The organism is Patescibacteria group bacterium (assembly GCA_034659915.1).
In the GTDB taxonomy this organism is placed as follows: Bacteria; Patescibacteriota; WWE3; order JAUXAW01; family JAYEID01; genus JAYEID01.
The window spans coordinates 1-22,959 of record JAYEID010000004.1; the positions used below are offsets into that span (position 1 = coordinate 1).

Here is a 22,959-nt window from a genome sequence, read left to right on the forward strand (position 1 = left end):
ACTCGATCAGTTAGCCACAATTTTTTTGCCCAACCGTGGTCAAGCGAGAGATACTTTTGATAAAATTTTATTAAATTCAACAAAAACTTCTTTGAAAGAGGCATTTTTTATATTATGCTTAGCAACTAATACTACATCATAACCATTTTTAATCTTAGATATATTTTTTAAAACTGCTTCACGCATTAGTCTTCGAGCACGATTTCTTTTTACAGCACGTTTGTCAAATTTTTTTGACGCAATAAAACCAAAACGAGTTGGTTGGTTTTTCCGCTTAGGATTTTGGTAACAAATAAGAATAAAGTAGGGAGTCTGATAAGATTGTCCGTAACGCTGTACTTTACTAAATTCGTAATTAGTTTGTAGCCGGTTTGGTTTGGGAAGCATTAAAAATCTATGTTAATCCTAGCTTCAATTGGTATTTAATGCAAGATTGAGAAATTTCTACAAAACAAAGTGTACTTCTCTACTAATTCTAAATCTGAATAATTTAAAAAAAGAATAATATGTAGCTGTAGTAGTAGAGTGTGTGGGTATGTTAGTAATTTTGTTTATGGTTGTGTGGTCTATTTTAAACAGATTTATTAGGATGTTGAAATATTGTTAGTCCTTTGTGGATATTTTGTGGAAATAATTTATTTTATACACATACCTTGTAGTTTGACTGTTTTTATCCACTCAATTGGTTAGTTATCTCCATGATCTGGGATTTTATCCCCGGATCATTGTGGATAAGTTCTTCTATCTTTGTTACTCCGTGCATTACTGTAGTATGATCCCTTCCCCCCAGCTGGTTACCTATTTCTTCAAACGGTAATTCTGTTTCTTTCCGCATTACGTACATGGCAATTTGCCGAGGGCGTGCTATTCTAATTGGGCGCCGTTTTCCCTTAAGATCCTTTGGTTTTAGTGTATAGTAATTGCATACAGTTTTAATTATCTTATCTGCTGTTGGGGGTTTACTTTGTGGTGGTTCTCCTAGTATTTTTTGAGCTAAGGCTCGCGTTGGTTTTACTCCTTGCGTTTCTGCTAGAGTAACTACTCTATTTAAGGCGCCTTCTAGTTCCCTAATATTAGATGGAGTTGCTTCTGCAATATATTCTAGTACATCAGTATTTACTTTTAGTTTTAGATCTTCGCATTTCTTTTGGAGAATGGCTAGACGAATATCGAAATCGGGAAATTGCATATCTGCTAACATACCGCTGCCAAATCGTGAAGATAAACGATCTTCTAACTCCGGTATATCTTTTGGAGCCTTATCTGATGTTAGGACAATTTGCTTTTGTTCCATATAGAGTGCATTGAATGTATGGAAAAATTCTTCTTGGGTAGTTTCTCGTCCAGCAATAAATTGAATATCGTCAATTAGAAGCACATCTGCACTTCGAAATTTTGTTTTGAATGTTGCAGTAGTACGATTTTGGATTGCTTGAATAAGTTGGTTGGCAAATTCTTCACTAGTACAATAAATCACCTTCTTACCTCGTTGTGTTTTAAGTATCTCATTACCAATAGCTTGAATAAGATGAGTTTTTCCCAGACCTACATCAGAATAAAGGAAAAAAGGATTGTAGCGGGTGCCCGGGTTTTGTACAATGCTTTGGGCTACTGCATATGCTAGATTGTTGTTATTTCCCACAACAAAGTTACTAAATGTATATTGGGGGGAGAGTCCTGATTCTTTTATTTTTTCTTTTCTTTGCTTTTCTTTCTTTTTTTGTTCTTGAAATAAGGGTCCTAAGTTGTCAGAACTGGAATCCTTGCCCTTTTCTTGTTGTTTTTTAATAATAAAACCTACTTTTGGGTTTTTGTTAGTTAGAGATTTTAATGCTTGTTCAATTTGCGGTTTATATTTTTTTTCTAATCTCTTTTTTATGTAAGTGGAAGGGCACCCTATTATAAAGTTATTGCCATTTACGGTTTCTAAGCAAGTTTTTGCAAACCATGTTTGATATGCAGCTGGAGTTATCTCTACTTGTAGTTGTTCTAAAGTTGTTTTCCAAAGGCTATCTTTTTCCATGGTAGATAAGAGGGGCAGGGAGTTCACTTTTTACTTTATGGCTTTTGTGGATAAGTGTCAAGGTGTTTCTCTTTTTGCCTCTTATAATAGGGAAAAACTAAAAAAAGATAAAAAAAGCTTTTTATGGATTATTTTTTAAGTGTTGTATAAGTGTTGTTGTATAGGTAGCGTAGTATTGAAACAGCCAAGACTGATTAAAGTGCTTTCCTAGCTCGTTCCTGTTTGTTCCTTTGGGAGGAGGTTCTCCGATCGTATTTAGGGCTAAATTGACTATCAGCTTGCAATAGTTTGTCAGGTCTTATTGAGGATTCTATCGCTATGCTCCAGAACAACTCCTATTTGCTATTAAAAATTTAAAACTTAAAATTTAAAATTAGTAATTGTTTTTTTTTATTATTTATTTCATTGCTAACTACTGAAATCTAGTTTGACGGGTACTGTCTTTGGTGTATTATATAAATTGAGGTAACTATTCAATGAAAAGCCTGCCTAAATTTCTAGTTTATGTACTCCCCGTTCTTGCAGTGTTTTCTTTGCTAGCAGCAGGAGCGTTCCTTTTCCGAGACAAAATTCCATTTTTGGCACCTAAACCCGAAGAGGTTACACTAACTTATTGGGGCCTTTTTGAACCTCGTGAAGTTCTTGAGCCCTTAATCAAAGAATACCAAGAGGAAAACCCACACGTAACTATTGATTATACTTTGCAGTCTTATACTACGTTTGCGCGGTATAAAGAGACACTTTATACTAGGCTGCAACAAGGTGCGGGACCAGATATTGCCCGGATGCATGCAACTTGGGTTCCTCAATTTAATAGGTACTTAGCAACTTCTCCTCCTAGTATTTTTGAGTCGTTTTCCCAAGACTTTTATCCAGTAGTTGTAGATTCTTGTACAATTCAAGGAAAAGTTTTAGCAGCGCCATTAATGTACGATGGCTTGGTTATTATTTACAACAAAGATCTGTTCCGGGATGCTGCTATTTCCGCACCCCCCGAAACTTGGAAAGAATTTCGGGATGTTGCTACTAAGCTAACTAATTGGCAAGGAAATGATCCTCGGAATAGGTTGTTGCAAGCGGGAGCTGCTATTGGTAGTTCTGTAAATGTTTCACACGCTTCTGACATTGTGGGATTGATGCTTGCCCAATCAGATGTTCAAATACCTTCCCAGTTATCTTCTCGTGCTTCGCAGGATGTTTTCACCTTTTATACCAATTTTGTAGCTACAGACCATATTTGGGATGAAACCTGGCCAACTGATATATCGGCTTTTGCTGAGGGTAAAGTGGGGATGCTTATTGCACCTTCTTGGCAACTTGCGCGGCTAGAAAAGATGTCTCCCGGGTTTGAAATAGGTGTGACACCTGTACCACAAGTTCCAAAGTTGGAAGGTGGACTTACAGAGATAGGCTGGGCTAACTTTTGGGTGGAAGGTGTATCGGCTAATACAGAGCATGCTGAAGAGGCTTGGAAATTTTTAAAGTTTCTTTCGGAGAAAAGCTCGCAAGAGCAGTTGATGACTCGTGCACGTAGTGTGAAAGGATTTTCTTTTGCTTCACCTCGCCAAGATATGCGTACCACAGCGGATGGTGAATATTTAAGTGCTGTCCTTCGCTGGGCGCAAAATTCCCGTACAGGTATTATGAGTTCCTGTTCTGGTAATACAGATTATGTAAGTGCGGTAAATGAAAGCATAACCGATATTTTGGGTGGTGCTAGTGTTGCAAGCTGTCTTGAAGAATTGACGGGTACGCTTGGTGCTCTGGATGAAAGTTCAAGTTTGGGATTACAGTCAGAACCAATATTATGTTCTTTAGCTTCTTTTGGTTTGGAAATCCCCTCTATTGAGAAGGAGGAAGTGGAAGAACCAGTGGAAGAAGAGCAAGAGGAAGCTACTCCTTCAGCAGAATTAGAAGAAGAGGAAGAGATCGTTGAAGAAGATGTATCAGAAGAAGAACAGGAAGTAGCTCTTACCTGCGAAGGTTTGACTGCAAGCCCTCTTTCGGGTGAAATTCCTCTGGATGTTACTTTTTCTGCTCGCCCTTCACATGAAGCTCTGGTTAACACTTATCGATTTGCTTATGGTGACGGTAATGTGGATGAAACTACATCTTCGCAAGTAACACATACCTATTCTCAAGCTGGTACTTATACTGCTTCTGTTCGTATTGAGGATACTTTGGGAAACCTTACACCCCAGGTTGCTGATTGTGAAGCTACTATTTCTGCGCTACGCCCAGAGAAGGATGAAGCATCTCCTTCTGCAGATATGCCTACTGGTTATAGTATTCCTACATATATGCTAGTTGGCCTTGGGTTTATCTTGCTTACTTTAGGCCTTTTGTTTTAGACCTCTCTGCTGCATTTTAAACTTGGGTAGAAAAATTACAGATTAAATTGATTGAAAGCTGCACTTGGGTCTGTAAAATTTTTGCAGTAATAAAACAGTTAACATGCGGAAATTATTGGTAAGCATGTAGTTAACTTCTAACTTGCTTTTTTCGAGTTTTTAAAGGAAGCTGCGCAGTGCTAGTTACCCTGTGCAAGAATAAATCCGGAAATGTGCGGGAATTATAGATTTTTGTGGATCTTGTATTCGCTAATACTGGCAAGGATTAAAAACGCCAAAAATATTAGGAAGCTCTCAAAATTGTAATAGCGACACAGGAGGTACAGGGGTAGTGGAAGTGCAACAGGAAACGCACGTACTAAGTTTTTTTGCAATACTTTTCGCTTGTCTAAGAAGGAGGCGTCTCTGCGGGAGTTAATAAAATAAAGTCCTAGCCCAATACTTAATTCTAGTGACAAAAATAATGCAATTAGGAAAATCAAAACCCAACGAGTACTAAAGGGGTAAGTGAAAAACACTAAATATGTACAAATTCCCCAAGCTGTTAAGGTAGGGATAATTATGGTTATTAGAAATTGTTCCATTTTTTCGCAACCTGACTCTTAGTTTCTTACGTGTTAAAATAATCTTAACATGTCTAGTGGTTTTGTGCTTATAGCAATGTTAATAGTCTTGGGTTTTGCTGCTATATTGTTTTTCTTAAATCGAAAGTTGGAAAGTATAAAACAGGATGAAGGGCGCGAGGTTTTGCTAGAGTGGCTTAAGGATATGCGCGGAAGTTTAGATAAAAACACAGAAGTGGTCGGAAAACGTTTATCAGAAAGTAACGAATCTATAGGTAAAAGATTAGATAAGGCTGCTGAGGTTATTGGTAAGCTCCAGAAGGAGTTGGGTCAGATGAGTGAAATTGGGCGGAGAATGGAAGAGCTTCAGGATTTTTTGAGAAACCCCAAACTTCGTGGAAATTTAGGAGAACAAGTTTTGGAAGATCTTATTTGTCAGGCTATTCCCCAAGAGAAATATTCGTTTCAGTACTCTTTTCACGATGGTCAAATGGTGGACGCAGTTATTATGACTGCGGGAGGTATAATTCCAATTGATTCCAAGTTTCCCTTAGAGAATTATCGTGCTTTTATGGAAGCAGAAAGTGATAAAGAAAAGAAGAAAGCAAAGAAACAATTTGTGCGTGACGTTCGTAAACATATTCGCGATATTTCTCAAAAATATATTCGTCCACAAGAGGGAACCACTGAGTTTGCTCTTATGTATATCCCCTCTGAATCTGTAGCTTACGAAATACTGGTACACCATGGAGACAAGATTTTGGATTATGCACGAGACCATCGAGTGGCAATTGTCTCGCCTAATCAATTTAACCACTTCTTAAGAATGATTTTAATTGGGTTTGAGCGTCAAAATGTTCAGGAAAAAGCAAAAGAAATTCTGGTATCACTGCGGGCGATTCAAGATTCTACTAGTAGGTTTGGAGATGACTTGCGTGTGCTGTTAAAACATGTTCGGGATGCACAAAACAAGGCGGCGGATGTGCAGCTTGGCTTTGATCGGTTACAGGGGAAAATTGATCGAGTTCAACATTTGGAACCAGCTCGAGATAAAGAAGACCTTTTGGAGGATTAGACTTATGCAGATTTTAAAGAGACTTTTGTCAGGTATTTTTATTACAATTTTTGTGTTGGGGTCCTGTTCAGGTGTCTGGGGCTCTTCTGGTGGCTTAACTTCTTACCGCAATAACATTCGTGCGTACCGTGAAGCTCGTGCTACTTATGAGTTAGCCCGGGAACGGTATCAGAAGTTGGGGACATTGTCTTCAAGGGATGCGTTAACTGAGGCTTCTCACCAGTTGTTACTCCAAGGCAACGCAACTCTGCGGTCTTATTTTTCGTATCTTTTGCGGGAAGTAGAGGAACAGGAAGGTGTGCCAGGTTCTTTTCAAGAAGATTCGGAAAAGTTGGTAGAACAAAGGTTAAAGGTTTTAAGTGAATTAGAGCAAGAAATAGATACTACTGAAAGTTTGATAGAGTTGGATAAATTAGCTAATGAACTAAATGCTGTTTACACTGAAAGCGAAATCCATGCTTCATACCTACAGATTGTAATAATTTTGGGCCGATTGGGAAAGTTGCGTAAAGATGTATCCGAGGTTGCTACCAAAGTGAGAACAACAGTTGAGGAAAATTCCACTTACCCAGGGCGAGATACAATTTTGGGCGAATGGTATCAGAAGATAACTGCAAAGCTGGAAGATGCAGAGGAAAGTCAGGTTTCTTTGTGGGAGAGCGTGGCAACTTTCAGTACTATAGAGGAGCAGAATGACAGAGCCAGGCTGCTAGAAGATGTGGGGGAAAAAGCTGCGCAGCCTCGCCAACTAGTTTTGGAAGTTATTCACCACTTATTGGAAATTGTTCGTGCACAAAAATATTAGAATATGAATGAGTACCTTTTAAGTTTAGCAGGGTTTACTCCGGAAGAATGGCGCAGTTTCAGATCCCGGGTGTTGGAGAGATTATTTTTGTATTGGAGAAAGGTTTCTTCTGTAGTAACTCTGGAAAGGATAAAAAAGACTGCGATAGTTTTGATTGTTTTGGGCGCCTTTCTCTTAAGTATTAGAGTAGGTTCTAGATATTTACTAAAGCAAGACGGGGAGGAAAGTTCACAACAGGCCGAGTCCCCAACTGCGGTTGAGATACACGAACCTGCTTTGGAGGCAACTTTGGAAGAATTGGAAAGGCAAGTTCAAGACATTTTAAAAATTGATTCCGACTACCTTTACCCCACTTTAGATTTTCGTTTAAATTTAACTGATTGATACACAAATATACGGGGGCAAAAAAAAAGTTTTGTAAAGCTGAGCAACAATAGATCAGGAAATATGCGGTAATTACCATTTTGTTAGCTGATGTTATACTTAGTAGGTCTATGCCTTCCGACAAAATTGTATTAAACCAGAAGCAAAAAAAAGCTGTAACTTATGAGGGGGCCCCTCTTCTTATTGTGGCTGGTCCTGGTACTGGGAAGACCAGAGTAATTACGGAAAAAATTAGGTATCTTATTTCGGAGCGGAATGTGGATCCTCAAAGTATATTGGCAGTTACTTTTACAGATAAAGCAGCAGAAGAAATGCTTATGCGGGTGGATCAAGTAATGCCTTTAGGTTACGAGGAACCTTGGCTTTCTACTTTTCACTCCTTCTGCGACCGAATTTTGAGGGAAAGTGGTCTAGAGATAGGTTTGGATCCTGATTATGAAATTTTAACTGCAACAGATCAGTGGCTTTTTGTAAGGAATAACTTGTTCCAATTTGATCTAGATTATTATATGCCTCTTGGTAATCCTTCTAAGTTTATATCCGCTCTTTTGGAATTTTTCTCGCGGGCGCGAGATGAAGATGTAGATCCGAAAGAATTCAAAAAATTTGTCGAAGATCAAATTCCTACCTCTCCGGCAGGTCGCCGAAGAGGCGACAAAATTACAAATAACAAACTTTTGGAAACAGCGGAGAGAGAGCAAGTTGAGAAATTACAAGAACTTGCAGAGGCTTATGCGAAATATCGAGAATTGAAGCTAGCTGCTTCCGTTATGGATTTTGGCGATTTAGTTTATTGGACACTAAAATTGTTTCGGGAGCGTCCCTCAGTATTGGCGCGGTACCAGAACCAATTTAAGCATATTTTGGTTGATGAATTTCAAGATACTAATTATGCCCAGTATCAGTTGATTAAGCTTTTGGCGCCGCCGGAGGCTAGTCCAAATTTGTTGGTTGTGGGGGATGATGCTCAGGCTATTTACAAGTTTCGCGGAGCATCGCTTTCTAATATATTGGCTTTTAAAGAAGATTACCCCCATGCAGAAACTGTCATTTTAAATAAAGATTATCGCAATCCCCAACCGTTGATTGAGTGTTCTTCAAAGGTAGCACGTAATAACGATCCGTATACTTTAGAGGCAAAACTTGGCATTGATAAACAGTTAGAAGCAGTGGGAGATAGTGATGGTGACCAGTCTGCAGTAGAAGTTCTTTGTTTTGATACCCTAGAAGGGGAGGCGGAAGGGGTTACAGAAAGGATTATTGAGTTAACTAAGGAAGGTGGTTATCGGTTTCGAGACTTTGCAATATTAGCTAGAGCAAATTCTCATCTTGATCCTTTTGTTGCTGCTCTTAAGCGAAGTGGCATCCCTTATCAGCTTATTGGCAATAGGGGTCTTTTGGATCAACCAGAAATTCGTAACTTGATAGCTTTTTTGCGGGTGGTAGCTGATCCGAGTGATAGCTCTGCTTTGTTTGAATGGTTAGGAGCGCATGTATTTGATATTTCTGCGGAGGAGATTGCAGATGCGCTTTCTTTAGCAAGGAAGAAGAGAAAGCCTTTATGGGAAATTGCAAAAAGTTTTGCAGATAACAAGGATTACTGGCAAAGACCTATTCACTTAATAGATGATGCTCGAGAAAATGTAACTTCTCAGCCGCCAACTAAAATTCTCTATGATTTTGTAATGGAAACTAATTTTGTGCAGCCTTTCTTGGAAGAAGATTCTATAGGTAATCAGTTGTGTGTGAAAAACCTAAACTTGTTCTTTGACAAGATTAAGGAATATGAGGCAAAGGCAGAAAATCCTACTGTTCCCGATTTTGTTTCGTATTTAGATTTGCTGATGGAAGCTGGTGAAAACCCTGCTCAAGCAGAAATTGAAGATGTTGATACTGTAAATTTACTTACTGTACATAGTGCTAAGGGTCTGGAATTCCCCGTAGTATTTATGGTTAATCTAGTAGCAGGGCGCTTTCCTACTCGGCGTAGAGGTAGGGTTCTGGAGTTACCTGATGCATTGGTTAAGGATATTTTGCCGGAGGAGTTTTCGCATATTCAGGAGGAACGGAGGCTTTTCTATGTTGGTTGTACTCGAGCATCCCAGCGCCTTTTTTTGACTTGGGGTAAAGATTACGGCGGTAAACGCGAAAGAAAACCATCAGCCTTTATCGAAGAGTTAGGGCTTGATCCTGCACCTAAGTCTTCTTCTGTAGAGAGTAAAGACCAACTGCGCTTTACTTTTATTCCTTCTGTGGATTCTAAATTGTTTGACCATAGCATAGACATTACAGGATTTGAGCCCAGGTATATTAGCCATTCTCAGGTTCAAACTTTTAATCAGTGCCCTTTGAAATATAAGTACAAATATGTTTTGGGTATTCCCGCACCTTCTAATCATGTTCTTAGTTTTGGGCAAACTATTCACAGGACTTTGCGCGACTTTCATCGGGCTGACTTATTTTCGAAAAAGGATTTGAATTACTTATATAAATTGTATGAGAATCATTGGATTGAGGAAGGATACGAGTCGCAGGAACACAGGGAGAAGCGGTTTGAGGAAGGGAAGGTTCTTTTAGAAAGGTATTATAATGAGCACGAAAAGTATCTTGCTAAACCCTTACATTTGGAAAAGAAGTTTACGTTAAAGGTAGCAGGTGTACCTCTTGTTGGTTCTATTGATAGGATAGATGAGGTAGAGAATGGAGTTGAAATTATTGATTACAAAACAGGAAAGGTTAAGGAGCAAGATGATGTTGATAAGGATGATCAGCTAACTATTTATGCTCTTGCAGCCCGTGATGCTTTGAACTTGAGTTCTTCCAGACTTGCTTTGTATTTTCTTACTGAAAATAAAAAGGTGGAAACTACTAGGACTTCCGAAGAGTTAGAAGAAAAGCGCGTGGAGCTTAGGGATACTATTGAGAAGATAAAAGCTAGTGAATTTGAGCCCAAGAAAGAGTTTCTTTGTCAGTGGTGTGAGTATAAGGAACTTTGCCCAGAGTATAAGGTTGGGAGTTAAACATAGGAAAGGTTGAGGAAAGGTTCTTTCAGAAGTGTTAGCACCTGCCCTGGAAGCCGCGCGGTTCGGGATTTTGGGATATATGCACAGAGTTTTGTCCTCTTAATTAAATTCAATCCCGACCTGTCGGGATTGAATTTCAAAAATGACAAAGTGGGGAGAGATGCTTGAGGGATAATTCTTGAGAATACTCAAGAGCGGAATATTTTTGATAGTAATTTTATGGGTAGTGAGTAGTATTTAATTAATGGTTCGGGGTATGCTACTATTTTTCCGCCAAACTTCTTTTTGAAGTGAGTAAACCCCTTCCACTCTTTTGTCTGTTGGTGGTAGCGGCTATCATAGATACCTTCAAGATCAAAAGTGGTACAATGCTTTTCTTTTGCTAGCAAGATGGCGTGCCAAAGAACTGAATATCCAGCTAGTAGATCCCGCCCCTCTTTGGTTGTTGCAGCATGATAGTAATAGCTAGTTTGGTTATGCGTAAGAATAAGGCAGCCAGCAACAAGGTTTTTTAAATTGTTGGAACGGTATGTGTGGGTGGCTTTTGAAGCTGTAATTAACCATGCGTTTTTTCCAAAACATTCTACTAGCATTTTTAAATTTCTCCAGCTGGGGGTTGGGAACTTTTGCTTCTTTCCTACTTTTTTTAAAATCTTGTGAAAGTTCTTTAATTCTTTTGTATTTTTTAACTTTTTACTTTTAACTTTTAACTTCCTTTTCGCTTTTCTAATAGAATACTTTGCATCAGAATCTAAATTGTTCCAAAGTTCTTTTTTGCTTTGGGTCAGGTTTAGCCGTAATGTTTTAGTTGCCAGTAAAGGCCAACTGTCCCGTTCCCAGTGGGAGTCTACGAACTCTTGATTACAAGCGTCAACTGCAGGTTCTAGTTTGACAAAGAGGGCTCCCTGTTTGTTTGCTAAGTTATCAAGAGCTTTTTTTGAGGGGGGAATAGTGGTGCGTTGAATTTTGATTACTGAACCAAGAAGGGGGATTTTTTTTATGAGGGTGTTGATTTGATGGTTAAGCCCACTGCGTTCCCTAGCCCCAGGGGCTAAATTAGCAGAAGCCCCTGGGGCTTCTCCTGCAGTGGGCTTCTCGCTGGGCTGGCAGCTACGGGTGGAAAGCGGGACGCTGATAACTTTCCAGCCCTTTTTCCGCATATAACATGCGTATTCTTCTGATTGTCTTAAGAAGTTAGCCATTTTTTTAAATCAATTGCCTTCCAAAAAGAATGGTAAGCGAGATTGAAAGAGTGGTAAATAACAGGGTTGAGAACTAAGTCGTAGGAATCAATAAACCCAACGAGGGTTCCTCCAAAGCCCAACTTAAAACGGGTAAATCCCCACCACTCGTCCTTCTTGTTATCTGTAGCACCCCACATGTCAAATAGCTTACAGCCAAGGCTTTGTCCTAGCTTAATTCCTGCCCACATTGCGCGGGACGAATGCTGGCGGTTGCGATGTTTGTTACTGGAGCCTCCGTAGGGGTAATAAAGGACTTTTTTATGATTAAAAAACATTAAGGCGGTAAGTGGTGTGGGGTCGTCTTTGTAATATGCAATAAGAATGTGAGCTTTATTTTTCGGTGCTAGATAGTTCCACAAAGTTTTGTAGTACTTGTCGTTGTGGATAAGAAAGTCTTGTCTTTTTGCTGTATCTTTTTGAAGTTTAAGAAACTTTTCTAATCCTTGAGAATTTGATTCTTCCTTTGTATAAATTCCCTTGCGTTTGGCATAACGAACATTATAGCGAGTTTTAGATTTCATGTTCATTAGGAGGGTTTTTCTGTTGTGGGTTAAGTTAAGAAGAACAGACTGCTGAGCAAAGGTGTTTCGAGGAGCCTTAGTGCATTTATTTTTGAGGATGTTCTCGGATTTTATTGCGCGGGGATTAGGGTTCCAATCTTCTTTGTAGCGGCGATACTTTTTTATTACATTGGGGCAGTCGAAGCGTATTACTGCGCAGTTATGCTCCCTCCCTGCTTTTCTGAGAGATTTCCAATCAATCTGAGTAGGATTGACTTTTGGACAATACCCAATGTTAAAGGGTAGGGCAGGAATTTTGTGAAGGGTAATTTGTACATTGCCTACTTTTACTGCGGCGGTTCCCATTTCGGTTTTGAACTTCCCCCACGCTGTGGATTGAACAATATGTTGTGGAGGATGGGTGGGTGGTTGAAACTTGTAGGTATTTTTGCTCATGGATACAGTTTAACAGAGAACGACGATAAATTTTAGGAGTCAAAGATTAATTTAACCTTTTTTGAATTTTGCTAATTCCTATAAGGAAGGTAATTCTGGAATAAATCTGGAAAAGTGCGGGAAATAGGTAAAAGCTTGAAAAACTTCTAAGTTTTTCGGTAGCTGAATTAACTCTGTACCGTGTCTCGGATTGTCGGGATTCTGGCATCAGAGTTTTGGTAGGTTAGCACGACTGTTCTTTGTAAAGCTTTGCCCATTGGTTAATTTCTAATTCCTGCGGGCGGCTGCGAGGGTCAATCCCGGCTTTTTGCAGCTGTTTTTCTGGAAATGCACTCCGAATCATTTTTCGAGGGTGTTTAAAACCTTGGTGTAGAAAGGAGCTCCACTTTTTTGATTCAATATTGGCTATATGGGGGTTCCAATCTAGTTTGATAAGGGCACCGTCTACTTTTGGTGCAGGATGGAAGGCTGTTTTTGAAACTGTTGTAAGGTATTGAACGCTGGTAAACCCTTGAACAAAGTTAGACAAGTAACTTGCTTGGGGTGGTTTAGCTGTTATTTTTTTGGCAACTTCTTTTTGAACCAGAAGCACAGCAAGCGCCCAGTTGTTTTCGAAAATTAGTTTGTGGAGAAGTGGTGATGTAATTTGGAAGGGAATGGAGCCCACTATGGTGGGAATTTTCAAATCCAATCCGCCAGCTGGTGGACCAAATCCCAAAGCGGAAAAATCTATTTTAAGGATGTCTTTGTTAATAATCGTAACGTTGTTGAAGGATTGGAGATTATTTTCAAGAATGGGGATAAGGTCCCGGTCGAATTCAATAGCAAAAACTCTTCCAGCCTTTTTTGCTATTTCTTTAGTTACACTTCCTGTACCAGCACCGATTTCAATAATAGTGTCTTTACTTGATATATTGGCAGCGCTAACAAGAGTCCTTATTATTTGTTTGTCTTTTAGGAAGTGTTGACCCAAACCTTTTTTTTTGCTTGTAGCATGTCTAGATAGTAGCACAAGCTTCGGGTTGGAATAATATTCCCTTCTTGCTCCTACTTTGTAGCTAGCGTATACTAAAAACACTGCCCTATGGACAGAAAAAAGCTTCAAAAAATTGGCAAACTCCACCCTCGCGCATTGATTGCTGGTGGTGCTGGCTATTTAGGTACTCACCTCTCCAAAGTATTGTTGAATTCTGGGTTCGAAGTTTGGGTTTTGGATGATTTTTCTTCTGGGAAAAGTGAGGCATTTAGTGCTCTTTGCTCGAACGAAAATTTTCACTTCTGGACTGCGGATATAAATAAAAACTTTCCTGAGGAGGTAGAAGAGAGTTCAATTGATTTTATTTTTCATTTTGCGCGGTTAGAACTTCGTGATAAACGCTCTTCCCAGCCTCTTTCTACTTTAATTACCAATGCGACTGGAACTAAGAATTTATTAGATCTTGCGAAGAGAAAAAGCGCACGCTTTCTCCTAGGTAGTTCTATTGGAGTAGGGCGAAATTTCCCAGAGAATAGTAGCTCTAACCCACTATTGGAAGCGAAAAGATTTGCCGAAGCTTTAGTAGAAGAGTACCGAGACGAATTTAATCTAAATGCTCGCGTAGTCCGTTTGGCAGAAGTTTATGGTCCTGGTATGGACTTTTCTTCTTCGGGTAGTTTAGGGCGCATGATAAAGGAACTTTTGGAAAAGCAGGAAATTACAGTGTATGGTGAAGGATTAAGGAAAGAGTATTATGTGTATATTGATGATGCTGTAAATGGTGTTTGTGCTGCTATGTTTTCGCAGCCCCAGGGTAACTGGCGCTTTGTAGTAGCACCTTTGGAGCCAATTACAACCCTGGAACTTGCATATAAAATAAGAGACGCTTCTGCCTTAAGAATAAAAATAACCTTTACTAATGCTCCCGAACCTTATGCGCTATCCTTGAGAGGTCCAGAGTTGCAAAACAGCAGACCGCCTTCTTGGCAAATAAGGTGGGATTTGGAAAAGGGTATTGAGAATATTATAGATTATGTTCGTGAACATGCGGATGCTTCTGTGCCCCCAGGTTCTGCTAAAAAGGAGGAGAAAGAGGGGAAAAAAGATGCTTTCAAAGTTGGGGGTAGCCGGGGGTTGCAGGAAAAAGGCAGATCTTTTTTGGGTCAGGTTTGGAAATGGTTAAAAAGGCGCGGACTAGGGTTCTTGTTGGCACTTACTACCTTATTTCTTGTTCTTGCTATTCCCTTAGGCCAATTTATGTTTTACCAAAAGAGAGCGGAAAGCCAAATTGCCCGAGCAAATTCTCATTTCAATAAGGTGGAGCTAGACAATGCTTTGCAAGCATCTTTTAATGCCCAAAAAAGTATAGAAGCTTCACAAAGAGGATTGAGATGGGTGTCATGGATCTTCACTTTAGTAGGAAACCAGAGTGGGTATGGGGCAAGAAATCAGTACTTACGCACTCTTAAGTACTTGTCTCAGTATATTTATTACTCTGCCGAATCTTTTTCCCCCCTTGAAAGTGCACTTGAGTCTCAGCACGTACCAGCATCTTCCAATGCTTATAATAGTGCACGAGCTGCGTTGGTGCGTGCAAAACAAATGATCCTCATGATAGAAGCAGAGATAACCAGCTCTTCTGGTAGGAGTATGCCCAATCCTTTTGATACGGCGTGGGAGCCTTATATTAACCAGTCTAAAAATCGTCTGGTAGTAATACAACAATTTTTGGGTGACCCTTCTTCATATTTTCTCCCTGTTCTTCGTCAGCAACTTGTCCGTTATGGGTGGGTTTTGTGATATTTCCTTTGACGCTGGGCTTTTGTTCTGTTAGAATACTGGTACCGAATGAATCAAAAGATTCTGTCCCGGTTTTTAAGCAATACTCATTGTTACCAGTGTGGCCTTCCGTTGGAAGATGCTGAAGTTACCTTTTTGTTTAGAGCTTCGGTAGCAAGTATTATTCATGTTCGTTGTGAACATTGTGGTGCAGAGACATTGGCAACTTTGAGTGTTAGTGGTCACCAGGTTACTGATATTCAAACCGATCTTACTTCCTCAGAGTTAAAGAGGTTTTTTGCTTCTGAGCCTATTTCGGTGGATGACGTATTGGATATTTATGAATTGATTCAAAAGAAAGATCTATGGCAACTTTTAAAGCAAAAAAGAGAGAAATTCTCGGGAAAAAAGTCAAAAAGCTCCGCAGGGGAGGATACGTTCCTGCGGTCCTCGTTGAAAGAGGAGAAACTTCCGTCCCGCTAGTTTTGGACTACCATCAGTTCCTTAATACCTATCAAGAAGCTAGGGATAGTTCTGTGGTGGATCTTGAGATTGATTCGGAGCAAGTTAAGGTTATTGTTTCTGAGATTCAGCTAGACCCTCTAAGCGGTAAACCAGTTCATGTTAATTTCCGTAGGATTCACGAGGGAGAGAAGATTGCTACTGCAGTTCCAATTAGGTTTAAAGGTACCTCGCCAGTTGTGGACCGAGGAGATGGTTTGTTGTTGACTCTTCTAGACCAGCTAGAAGTTGAAGCACTGCCCAAACACCTCCCTTCTGAGATAGAGGTTGATATTTCTGATTTGGAGAATGTAGGTGACTTTATCACTATTAAAGATCTACCCTTAGATTTGGATAAGGTTACAATTTTGGGACACGAGCCAGATGATTTTGTGGTTAAGATTGAAGAGCCGGAGATGGAAGAAGTTGAGGAATACGAGGAAGAAGTACTTTTTGGATTTGAAGAGGAGCTGGAGGAGGAAGAAGAGGAGATGGAGGAAGTTGCGGAGGTTGTTGCAGAAGAGGGCGAAGAGGTGGATGCTAAGCCTGTTAAGGAGGCTGCTGAGGAAGGTGATAAAGCTTCTGATCAAGAGGAGGAGTAGAGTTGAGTAAAGATTCCTAATCTTATGTGGAATACTATTCTTGTTGAACCAATTTTAAACCTGTTAATGCTTTTTTATAAAGTGTTGTTTTCTAATTTGGGCCTGGCTATTTTAGGACTTACTGGATTTATTAGACTGTTACTATTTCCCCTTACTTTACCTGCATTACGAATGTCCCAAAAGCAAAAAGATCTAAAGCCGGAGCTTGATAAACTAAAGAGCCGCTTTGGAGACGATAAGGATAAATTAGCCCGAAAACAATTAGAATTAATGCAGGAGCACGGGGTTAATCCAGCTTTAGGTTGCTTACCACAAATTGTCCAAATAATAGTGTTGATAGCTTTGTATCAAGTTTTTAGGCAAGTTTTGCAAGTTGATGAACAAGGCATTTCTGCTCTAAACAACATGCTTTATTTTGACTTTTTAGAAATCCCTGCCAGCGGTAGTATTAATGTTGACTTTTTGCATCTGGATTTAACTCAGCCAGACCCCTATTACATATTACCTATCCTGGCGGGGCTTGCACAAGCGGGGCTCTTTTTTATTGGTAGGCGATTACAGAGAGGGCAAAGCTTTTCTGCTGAGGAGTCTGATGAAGGGGGCGCTAAGAAAAAAGAAGAAGGTGGGATGGAAAGTATGATGCAAGATATGCAATCGCAAATGGGTCTTATATTCCCCTTGATGACTGTATTTATCGGTGTTAGACTCCAGAGTGGTTTAGTGCTGTATTGGGTAGCAAGCGTTTTACTTTCGTTGGTACAGCAGTGGTGGGTCCTCTCCAAAGAGTAGTTTTATTATGGAAGCCTTACAAATTATTGAAAAATTTAGTTATGAATTGTTAGAGCGATTAGGGGTTTCCTATGATGATGTGGAAGTGGTTGCAGAGGAGGACTCCTTCCGTGTTAATATTAGTTGTGGTGAGGATAGTGGTATTTTGATTGGTTATCATGGGCAGAGCTTAGAGGCTTTTCAAAAGGTTTTGTCTTTGCTTGTGTATCGCTCTCTGGGTGAATGGCAGAAAATTTTGGTTGATGTTGAAGATTATCGCGAAGGCAGGGAAGAAAAGCTACGGGAATTAGCAGAGAGTGCAGCAAACAGAGTGCGGTTTTTAGGTGAACCTGTAATACTTTCGCCAATGAATTCATATGAGCGGCGGATAGTGCATACTGCGGTAGGTGAACTGGGTGGTGTTTGGACAGAGAGTACGGGGGAAGGTAGGGATAGGAGAGTGGTAATTTACCCGAAAAGCGAAGAAGAAAATTAGTCTAATTGACCTAATTTATAATTAAGTACCAAAATACAAGCACCAAGTTCCAAACCGTTTGTGATTTGTAATTTGTTTTCATACCTATGAAAATCAGTTGTCTGCAAGAAAATTTGAGTGAGGGATTATCTATTGTAACTCGTGTTGTTTCAACAACTGGAAGTTTGCCTGTACTTTCTAATGTTTTGCTAGAGACCGAAGAGGGGCGGCTTAAACTTCAAGCTACTGATTTGGAAACAGGCGTAACCACTTGGGTAGGTGCGAAGATAGAAGAGGAGGGTGCAATTACAGTTCCTGCCAAAGTTTTTTCGAGATTGGTTTCTGACTTGGCTCCGGGCGAAATATCTTTAAAGACTGAAAAGAAGAATCTTTTTTTGGAAGCAGAAGGAGTAGAGTCTAGATTTAATGGGCTTTCCGCGGATGAGTTTCCAGACATCCCTGAATTTACAGACGAGGGTTTTGAGTTGAAGGCTTCGGAGATAGCAGAAGGAATTGATGAAGTAATTTTTGCAGCAGCAAAGGATGAGGGGCGCCCTGTTCTTACAGGGGTTCTGTTTCGGAGTAGTGGGAAGGAGTTGGTAATGGTTGCCGTGGATGGTTTTCGCTTGGCAGAGAAAAAGCTGACCTTTGAGAAAGAATTACCAGAGATGGATTTTATTATCCCTGCTAGAACACTTCGGGAGGTTTCTCTACTTTTGGGGGGTGAAGACCAAACAGTGAAGATGGCACAAGTAGCAGAGGAAAATCAGATCCTGTTTCAAGTCGGTGATGTAAGGTTTTCCTCCCGCTTGTTGGAGGGAGACTTTCCAAATTATCGAGAAGTTGTTCCTGACTCCTTCAATGTGAATATAGAGTTGGATAGAGCCGAGTTTTTGAAAGCTGTGCGCTTGGCTTCTCTTTTTGCTGAAGGTGGGGCGAATGTAGTGCGTCTTGATATTTCACCTGAGAACAATGTTTTGTCGGTGTCGGCAAACGCGCAGGAGATTGGTAGTAATAAAGTAGAGGTTCCTATTCGGGGTGAGGGAGAAGATTCCAAAATAGCGTTCAATGCTAAATATTTAACAGATTGTCTTTCTGCACTTTCCTCTGACAAAGTTATTTTTGAAATGATTGAAAGCTTAAAACCAGGGGCAATCCTTCCCAAGGATGTTGATGACTATTTGCATGTGATTATGCCAGTTCGAGTACAGGAGTAAGTGCAGTTAGGTGAATATGGGGGTGATCAGACGTTTCCAAGATTTATTTGTGAGAATCCTCTTTTGCTTCGCGATTGTTTCTATCCTTTTCTTCTTTTCCCTCTTTCATTTCCATAATTTCTTCTGGTTTAGTAGTTATTAATTTGTGTTCTTCTTCAGAAGCTGCAACATTTATAGCAACATGGTTTGGACCTGCAAAGAACAGACCTTCGCCTACTCCTGCAGATAGTAACCTTCTTTTTTCTCCTTCAGAGAGGTAAAAGACATCTCCTACTAGATCAATGGCTGCGGGATGCTGCTTCATAAGGACTGAGATAGAGGAGTTGTCGATAATAGCCTTGCCAAATTCGGAATTAAGGAAATCATCTACATCTTGTGTAATAGTGGTTAAGCCAAGGTAGTATTTTCTCGCTCTCTTGGCTATGGAATAGAGAAATTCGGCAGAGTCTTTGTGTTGCATTAGATACCAAGCTTCGTCAACCACCAACAACCTCTTTCTTAAATCATCTTTAACTTTGTTCCAGATAAAATCAAGGATGATATACATGGCTACGGGGCGTAACTTATCTTCTAGATTCTTGGTGGAAAACACTGTTAGTTTCTTTTTTAAGCTTACATTGGAGCGCCGGTCAAAAATCCCAGCCAAGCTGCCTTTTATATATCTTTCCATGCGCTCTGCTAGAGATTGAGCTTCTTTTTCTTCCATTCCTAGCAAGATTTTGTATAGATCTTCCATTAATGGAGGTTCTTTTGTTTGTGTTTTTGGGTCTGGTGTTATTCCTCTGGATTTGTAGGTTCGCATTAAGGCTTTGTCTAAAATAGCCTCTTCGCTGGTGCTTAGATCTCCTAAAATTATTTTAAATAGCCGGTGCAGTGATAATATTTTGGCACCAAGTTGGTTTTCGCCTTCTTCCGCAAGTTGAGAAATATTGAAAGGGTTTATTTTTGCTGGCGAATCCATTGAGAAAGAAATAAATTCTCCACCAACTGCTTCGCACAGCCTCTGGTATTCTTTCTCTGGGTCAATAATTATTATTTCAGTGTCAAACATTAAGCTGCGCAAAACTTCTAACTTAGCCATGAAGCTTTTACCTGATCCAGCTTTCCCAAAAACTACACTGTTGTAATTTTCTAGTGAGAATCGATCAAATATGACAAGGCTCTTGTTGTGTTCGTTTACTCCGTAGAGAATTCCCTCGTTGGCAGTAAGCTCGGATGAAACAAAGGGGAATGTAGTGGAGAGCGATGTGGTATCCATGTTTCGAGTTATCTTAATGTGGTCAGCACAGCTGGGTATGGTTGATTTGAAGCCTTGCTCCATTTGGAGACTGGTCTTCTTTGCCACAACCATCAGGGAGCCTAAGGTACTTATTAGCTCTTCTGTTACGCGGTCCAACTCTTTTAAAGAGTTTGCTGGAATAGTTATGTAAAAGGCAAAGCGGAAGAAACGCTCCATTCCTTTGGTAAGGCTTTCCTGGAGAGATTTTGCGTCTTCCAGTGCAGCTTTCACAGTTGGATCTTCTACCCGACCTTTTTCTTCATCTGCTTTAAGAGTAGCTTCTAGCTCCGCAATTTTTCTTTTTAGATCCCGCAGAATACCAGAAGAAGATACTGGGTAACAGAAAAAAGAAGTGTTAAGGGAATGATCAAAGTTAATAACTGGGGAAAGCCAGTTAGCACTTACAAAGCGAGGATAGCCGGAGATAAACAGTGTTCGGAAGTAGCGGTCCCCAATCTGAATATGATTAAAATCAACCTCGATTGTTTCGGGAGCAATAATGTCTTTGACATTAGCTCTTTTTTCTAATAGATGTTCAAATTTGTCTAAATTATATCTAGGTTTACCCATCTTCTAGCTGTTGTACATCTCGTAAAATAATTTTGTAAGCTGCTCAGTATTTAAGCGTTGTACTTTTATGCCAATACGGTTAAACTGCTTTTCTAATTGATCAATGCGCGGTTCAAGTTTAGGTGTTGCTTTTTGGATAATCCGGTCTACATCTATTTGTGGTTCTGCCGGCTTTCCCTGAAGTTTGCGAATTAATTTTTGGATAGGTGTTTCTACAGTAAGTTTAATGTTTCGGAACGGAACACTTACGTAGCATTTTTTGTCTAACACCTCATTTTTTTGAGTTAAGTTTTTTATAAAGGCTAGGTAGTTGTCCATTTGCTCTTTCAAACCAGGGGTTTTTTGTCCATTTCGCAGCTTACTTAGTTTGTTTATGTAAGAGTTGATGTTTAGGCGTTTTGATCGTACTATTATTTGGAGGGGGAAAGATAGAGAATTTAATAGCGCCCCGTAGGCTTCAATTATAGAGTCTTGTTCTCTTTCTGAAAGAAGATCAAAGTTAACAGCAGTAGTTTGAAGTACTGCGACAGCGTTACCATTTTTTAGAACAACCAGATTGTTTGTAATCTCTTCTATATCTAAATGTTCTTGAGTAGATGCTTTTATTTCAGTCATGTTTGTAAGAGTTCAGCGCTACATATTGGAGTTTTTGCGTTGAAACTTATTTATTTTCTTTAAAGACAATAGGATCTAAGACACTACCCCCCACCACTACTTTTGTGGGCTGGTAATGCCCGTTACTCACCTTAACAGTGTACTTACCATTGGGCAAGGGTGTGGAAACTGCAAACTGTCCTAGCTTGTTTGTTTTTAGAGCTCTTACTGGGTCTCCATCTTCGTCTTCAATTATTACCATTTGTCCTTCAACCAGATCGCCTGTATTATCTTTAACTATGCCGTTTATAATGTTAGGCACATTGTTGATAATTGGTGCTAGGTCTTGCTCTTCTTTTATTTTCTGTTTAAGTTTCTTCTCCTTTTCTTTTTTTGAAGACATTTTTGCTTTTTCCTTTTTGGGAATAACCTTTTTTTCCTCTTTTTGGGGTTCTGTTGTCTGCCCTTCTAGTTGTTTTTTCATTTTCATCATTTTTCCTACTGCCCGGTTTCTTTGGTCTTCTAACTCTCGTAGCTCGCTGCTTTTTTCCTCAAGCTTTTTCTGGTAGGTTTCTTTTTCCTTCTGTAATTCTGTTGCTTTGGCTTCAAATTCTTTAACTGATTTGTTTAGAGCTGCAAGTTTTTCTTCTAAATTTTTGTTCTTTTCTTCTAAACTTTGAATATGCTTTTTTAGTTCTTTGGTTTCTTTTCCAATATCCTTTGGTTCTTTCTTTCCTCTTTTTTGCTCTTTTTCTTTTAGCTCTTTTTGCAGAGCTCGGTTCTTTTCTTCTAGTGTTTCTAGTTGGTCTTTGTAATATTTTATAGTTTGCTTTAGATTGGCAGGTGTTTCTTCTGCCCCTTCTAGTTCTTTTAAGCGTTTATATTCCTCACCAATGGTAGCAAGCCTTTTTTTGAGAAGCATGTTTTCCTCGCGCAATTCTTTTTCCGAAAGATTTTCGTTACTTCTTTTTCCCATTGCTTTTAAAATTTGATCTAGATTTTTTGAAATCTCGCCTGCTTTTTTTTCTAGATCTTCCTTGGATTTGCCTTGTTCCTCTTTTGCTTCTTGAATCTTTTCTCTAAGTTCTTTTCCTAACTTTTCTACCTCTTCTTTCTCTTCTTTTTCTGGCTTGGACTTTTCTTCCTTCTTATTGGCTTTTGCACGAGACTTACTTGAAAATTTGCTTTTCTTCCAAGCTCTGCGAGTGGGGGAGTAGCTAGCAATAAAGTAATTCCTTATCCACTCGTCTAAGCCTCGTTCTTCCATGGGAACAAATGCCATTCCCAAAGCAATAGTAGCTATAAAAAGTATTATTGGCCAGCGAATGACGCTAGGTAATGGCTGGGAATAAATAATAAACCCCAGAACTGCTCCCCCAGCTACATAGCCAAATTGCCTTAAAGTCATGTCCCCTACCAACTTGAACTCTACTTCCATAATGTTTTGAGGCACAGGATGCTGCTTTTTGAGTTCACTACTTTTCTTTTCCATTTTGGATTTAATTGAGTGAAAATTGTTCCCGCAAGCAAAAAGAGGCGGGCAGTTTTTTCTTAGCTTAGTATAGCATAGCCGCACAGATGTGGAAAAAGGGATAAGACGTGTTAGAAAAACAGGAGCACCCACATATTGACAGTCCTATAAAATTATGTTAATCTAAATTGATTTACTGGTAGTAACAAGACTTGGAAAAATAGGAGAAGTGTAGAAGTAACCTTATATTAATAGGAAGACGCACTTTTTCTTGGTTGGGGTTTGTGGAAGCGTACTTTAATA

General features: G+C 39.6%; 19 protein-coding genes. 11 read left to right on the forward strand and 8 right to left on the reverse strand.

Annotated elements, in window-relative coordinates:
• Positions 1-39 precede the first annotated feature (39 nt).
• Complete coding sequence (rnpA, locus tag U9M98_00490) at positions 40-387, reverse strand: ribonuclease P protein component (GenBank protein ID MEA2020195.1); 348 nt, start codon at positions 385-387, stop codon at positions 40-42.
• A gap of 283 nt (positions 388-670) precedes the next feature.
• Positions 671-2,023 carry a chromosomal replication initiator protein DnaA gene (dnaA, locus tag U9M98_00495; GenBank protein ID MEA2020196.1) on the reverse strand — a complete coding sequence of 451 codons (1,353 nt, stop codon included), beginning with the start codon at positions 2,021-2,023 and terminating at the stop codon, positions 671-673.
• Between the two features lie 476 nt (positions 2,024-2,499).
• Here dnaA and U9M98_00500 point away from each other — a divergent pair, with 476 nt between their 5' ends.
• The 5 genes from U9M98_00500 (at position 2,500) to U9M98_00520 (ending at position 10,221) form a co-directional block, all read left to right on the forward strand.
• Positions 2,500-4,374 (forward strand): extracellular solute-binding protein, encoded by a 1,875-nt coding sequence (locus tag U9M98_00500; GenBank protein ID MEA2020197.1) that lies wholly within the window; start codon positions 2,500-2,502, stop codon positions 4,372-4,374.
• A 633-nt stretch (positions 4,375-5,007) separates the two neighbouring features.
• Positions 5,008-6,012: a DNA recombination protein RmuC gene (locus U9M98_00505; protein ID MEA2020198.1), complete on the forward strand. Its 1,005-nt coding sequence runs from the start codon at positions 5,008-5,010 to the stop codon at positions 6,010-6,012.
• Between the two features lie 4 nt (positions 6,013-6,016).
• Positions 6,017-6,817, forward strand: coding sequence for a hypothetical protein (locus U9M98_00510; protein MEA2020199.1), 801 nt, complete (start codon positions 6,017-6,019; stop codon positions 6,815-6,817).
• Between the two features lie 3 nt (positions 6,818-6,820).
• Positions 6,821-7,201 carry a hypothetical protein gene (locus tag U9M98_00515; protein ID MEA2020200.1) on the forward strand — a complete coding sequence of 127 codons (381 nt, stop codon included), beginning with the start codon at positions 6,821-6,823 and terminating at the stop codon, positions 7,199-7,201.
• Positions 7,202-7,311: 110 nt separating this feature from the next.
• Positions 7,312-10,221, forward strand: coding sequence for an ATP-dependent DNA helicase (locus U9M98_00520; protein MEA2020201.1), 2,910 nt, complete (start codon positions 7,312-7,314; stop codon positions 10,219-10,221).
• A 191-nt stretch (positions 10,222-10,412) separates the two neighbouring features.
• On the opposite strand, the gene U9M98_00525 is transcribed toward U9M98_00520, so the two are convergent.
• The 3 genes from U9M98_00525 to rsmA all read right to left on the reverse strand — a co-directional run bounded on the left by U9M98_00525 (position 10,413) and on the right by rsmA (position 13,436).
• The gene (locus tag U9M98_00525) at positions 10,413-11,426 is read right to left on the reverse strand and encodes a peptidoglycan bridge formation glycyltransferase FemA/FemB family protein (GenBank protein MEA2020202.1); all 1,014 of its coding nucleotides are present in this window, start codon (positions 11,424-11,426) and stop codon (positions 10,413-10,415) included.
• Entirely contained in the window at positions 11,411-12,424 is a 1,014-nt protein-coding gene (locus tag U9M98_00530; GenBank protein ID MEA2020203.1) for a peptidoglycan bridge formation glycyltransferase FemA/FemB family protein, read from the reverse strand. The genes U9M98_00525 and U9M98_00530 overlap by 16 nt, the downstream gene beginning before the upstream one ends.
• 223 nt (positions 12,425-12,647) lie before the next feature.
• Positions 12,648-13,436: a 16S rRNA (adenine(1518)-N(6)/adenine(1519)-N(6))-dimethyltransferase RsmA gene (gene rsmA, locus U9M98_00535; protein ID MEA2020204.1), complete on the reverse strand. Its 789-nt coding sequence runs from the start codon at positions 13,434-13,436 to the stop codon at positions 12,648-12,650.
• A 72-nt stretch (positions 13,437-13,508) separates the two neighbouring features.
• Between rsmA and U9M98_00540 the strand changes: the two genes are divergently transcribed.
• The 6 genes from U9M98_00540 (at position 13,509) to dnaN (ending at position 18,742) form a co-directional block, all read left to right on the forward strand.
• The gene (locus tag U9M98_00540) at positions 13,509-15,200 is read left to right on the forward strand and encodes an NAD-dependent epimerase/dehydratase family protein (protein MEA2020205.1); all 1,692 of its coding nucleotides are present in this window, start codon (positions 13,509-13,511) and stop codon (positions 15,198-15,200) included.
• Positions 15,201-15,248: 48 nt separating this feature from the next.
• Entirely contained in the window at positions 15,249-15,662 is a 414-nt protein-coding gene (locus U9M98_00545; GenBank protein ID MEA2020206.1) for a hypothetical protein, read from the forward strand.
• Complete coding sequence (locus U9M98_00550; GenBank protein MEA2020207.1) at positions 15,545-16,282, forward strand: 50S ribosomal protein L25; 738 nt, start codon at positions 15,545-15,547, stop codon at positions 16,280-16,282. The genes U9M98_00545 and U9M98_00550 overlap by 118 nt, the downstream gene beginning before the upstream one ends.
• Before the next feature lie 66 nt (positions 16,283-16,348).
• Entirely contained in the window at positions 16,349-17,071 is a 723-nt protein-coding gene (locus U9M98_00555) for a YidC/Oxa1 family membrane protein insertase (GenBank protein ID MEA2020208.1), read from the forward strand.
• Between the two features lie 7 nt (positions 17,072-17,078).
• A complete protein-coding gene (locus U9M98_00560) occupies positions 17,079-17,546 on the forward strand; it encodes a R3H domain-containing nucleic acid-binding protein (protein ID MEA2020209.1) in 468 nt (155 codons plus the stop codon).
• Between the two features lie 86 nt (positions 17,547-17,632).
• A complete protein-coding gene (dnaN, locus tag U9M98_00565) occupies positions 17,633-18,742 on the forward strand; it encodes a DNA polymerase III subunit beta (protein ID MEA2020210.1) in 1,110 nt (369 codons plus the stop codon).
• 43 nt (positions 18,743-18,785) lie between these two features.
• On the opposite strand, the gene U9M98_00570 is transcribed toward dnaN, so the two are convergent.
• From U9M98_00570 to U9M98_00580, 3 genes are read right to left on the reverse strand one after another with little or no spacing between them, the layout of a single operon-like run.
• Positions 18,786-20,591: an ATP-binding protein gene (locus U9M98_00570; protein MEA2020211.1), complete on the reverse strand. Its 1,806-nt coding sequence runs from the start codon at positions 20,589-20,591 to the stop codon at positions 18,786-18,788.
• A gap of 3 nt (positions 20,592-20,594) precedes the next feature.
• Positions 20,595-21,206, reverse strand: a complete 612-nt coding sequence (locus U9M98_00575) for a hypothetical protein (protein MEA2020212.1) — start codon at positions 21,204-21,206, stop codon at positions 20,595-20,597.
• Positions 21,207-21,252: 46 nt separating this feature from the next.
• The gene (locus U9M98_00580) at positions 21,253-22,677 is read right to left on the reverse strand and encodes a PrgI family protein (protein ID MEA2020213.1); all 1,425 of its coding nucleotides are present in this window, start codon (positions 22,675-22,677) and stop codon (positions 21,253-21,255) included.
• Positions 22,678-22,959: the final 282 nt, after the last annotated feature.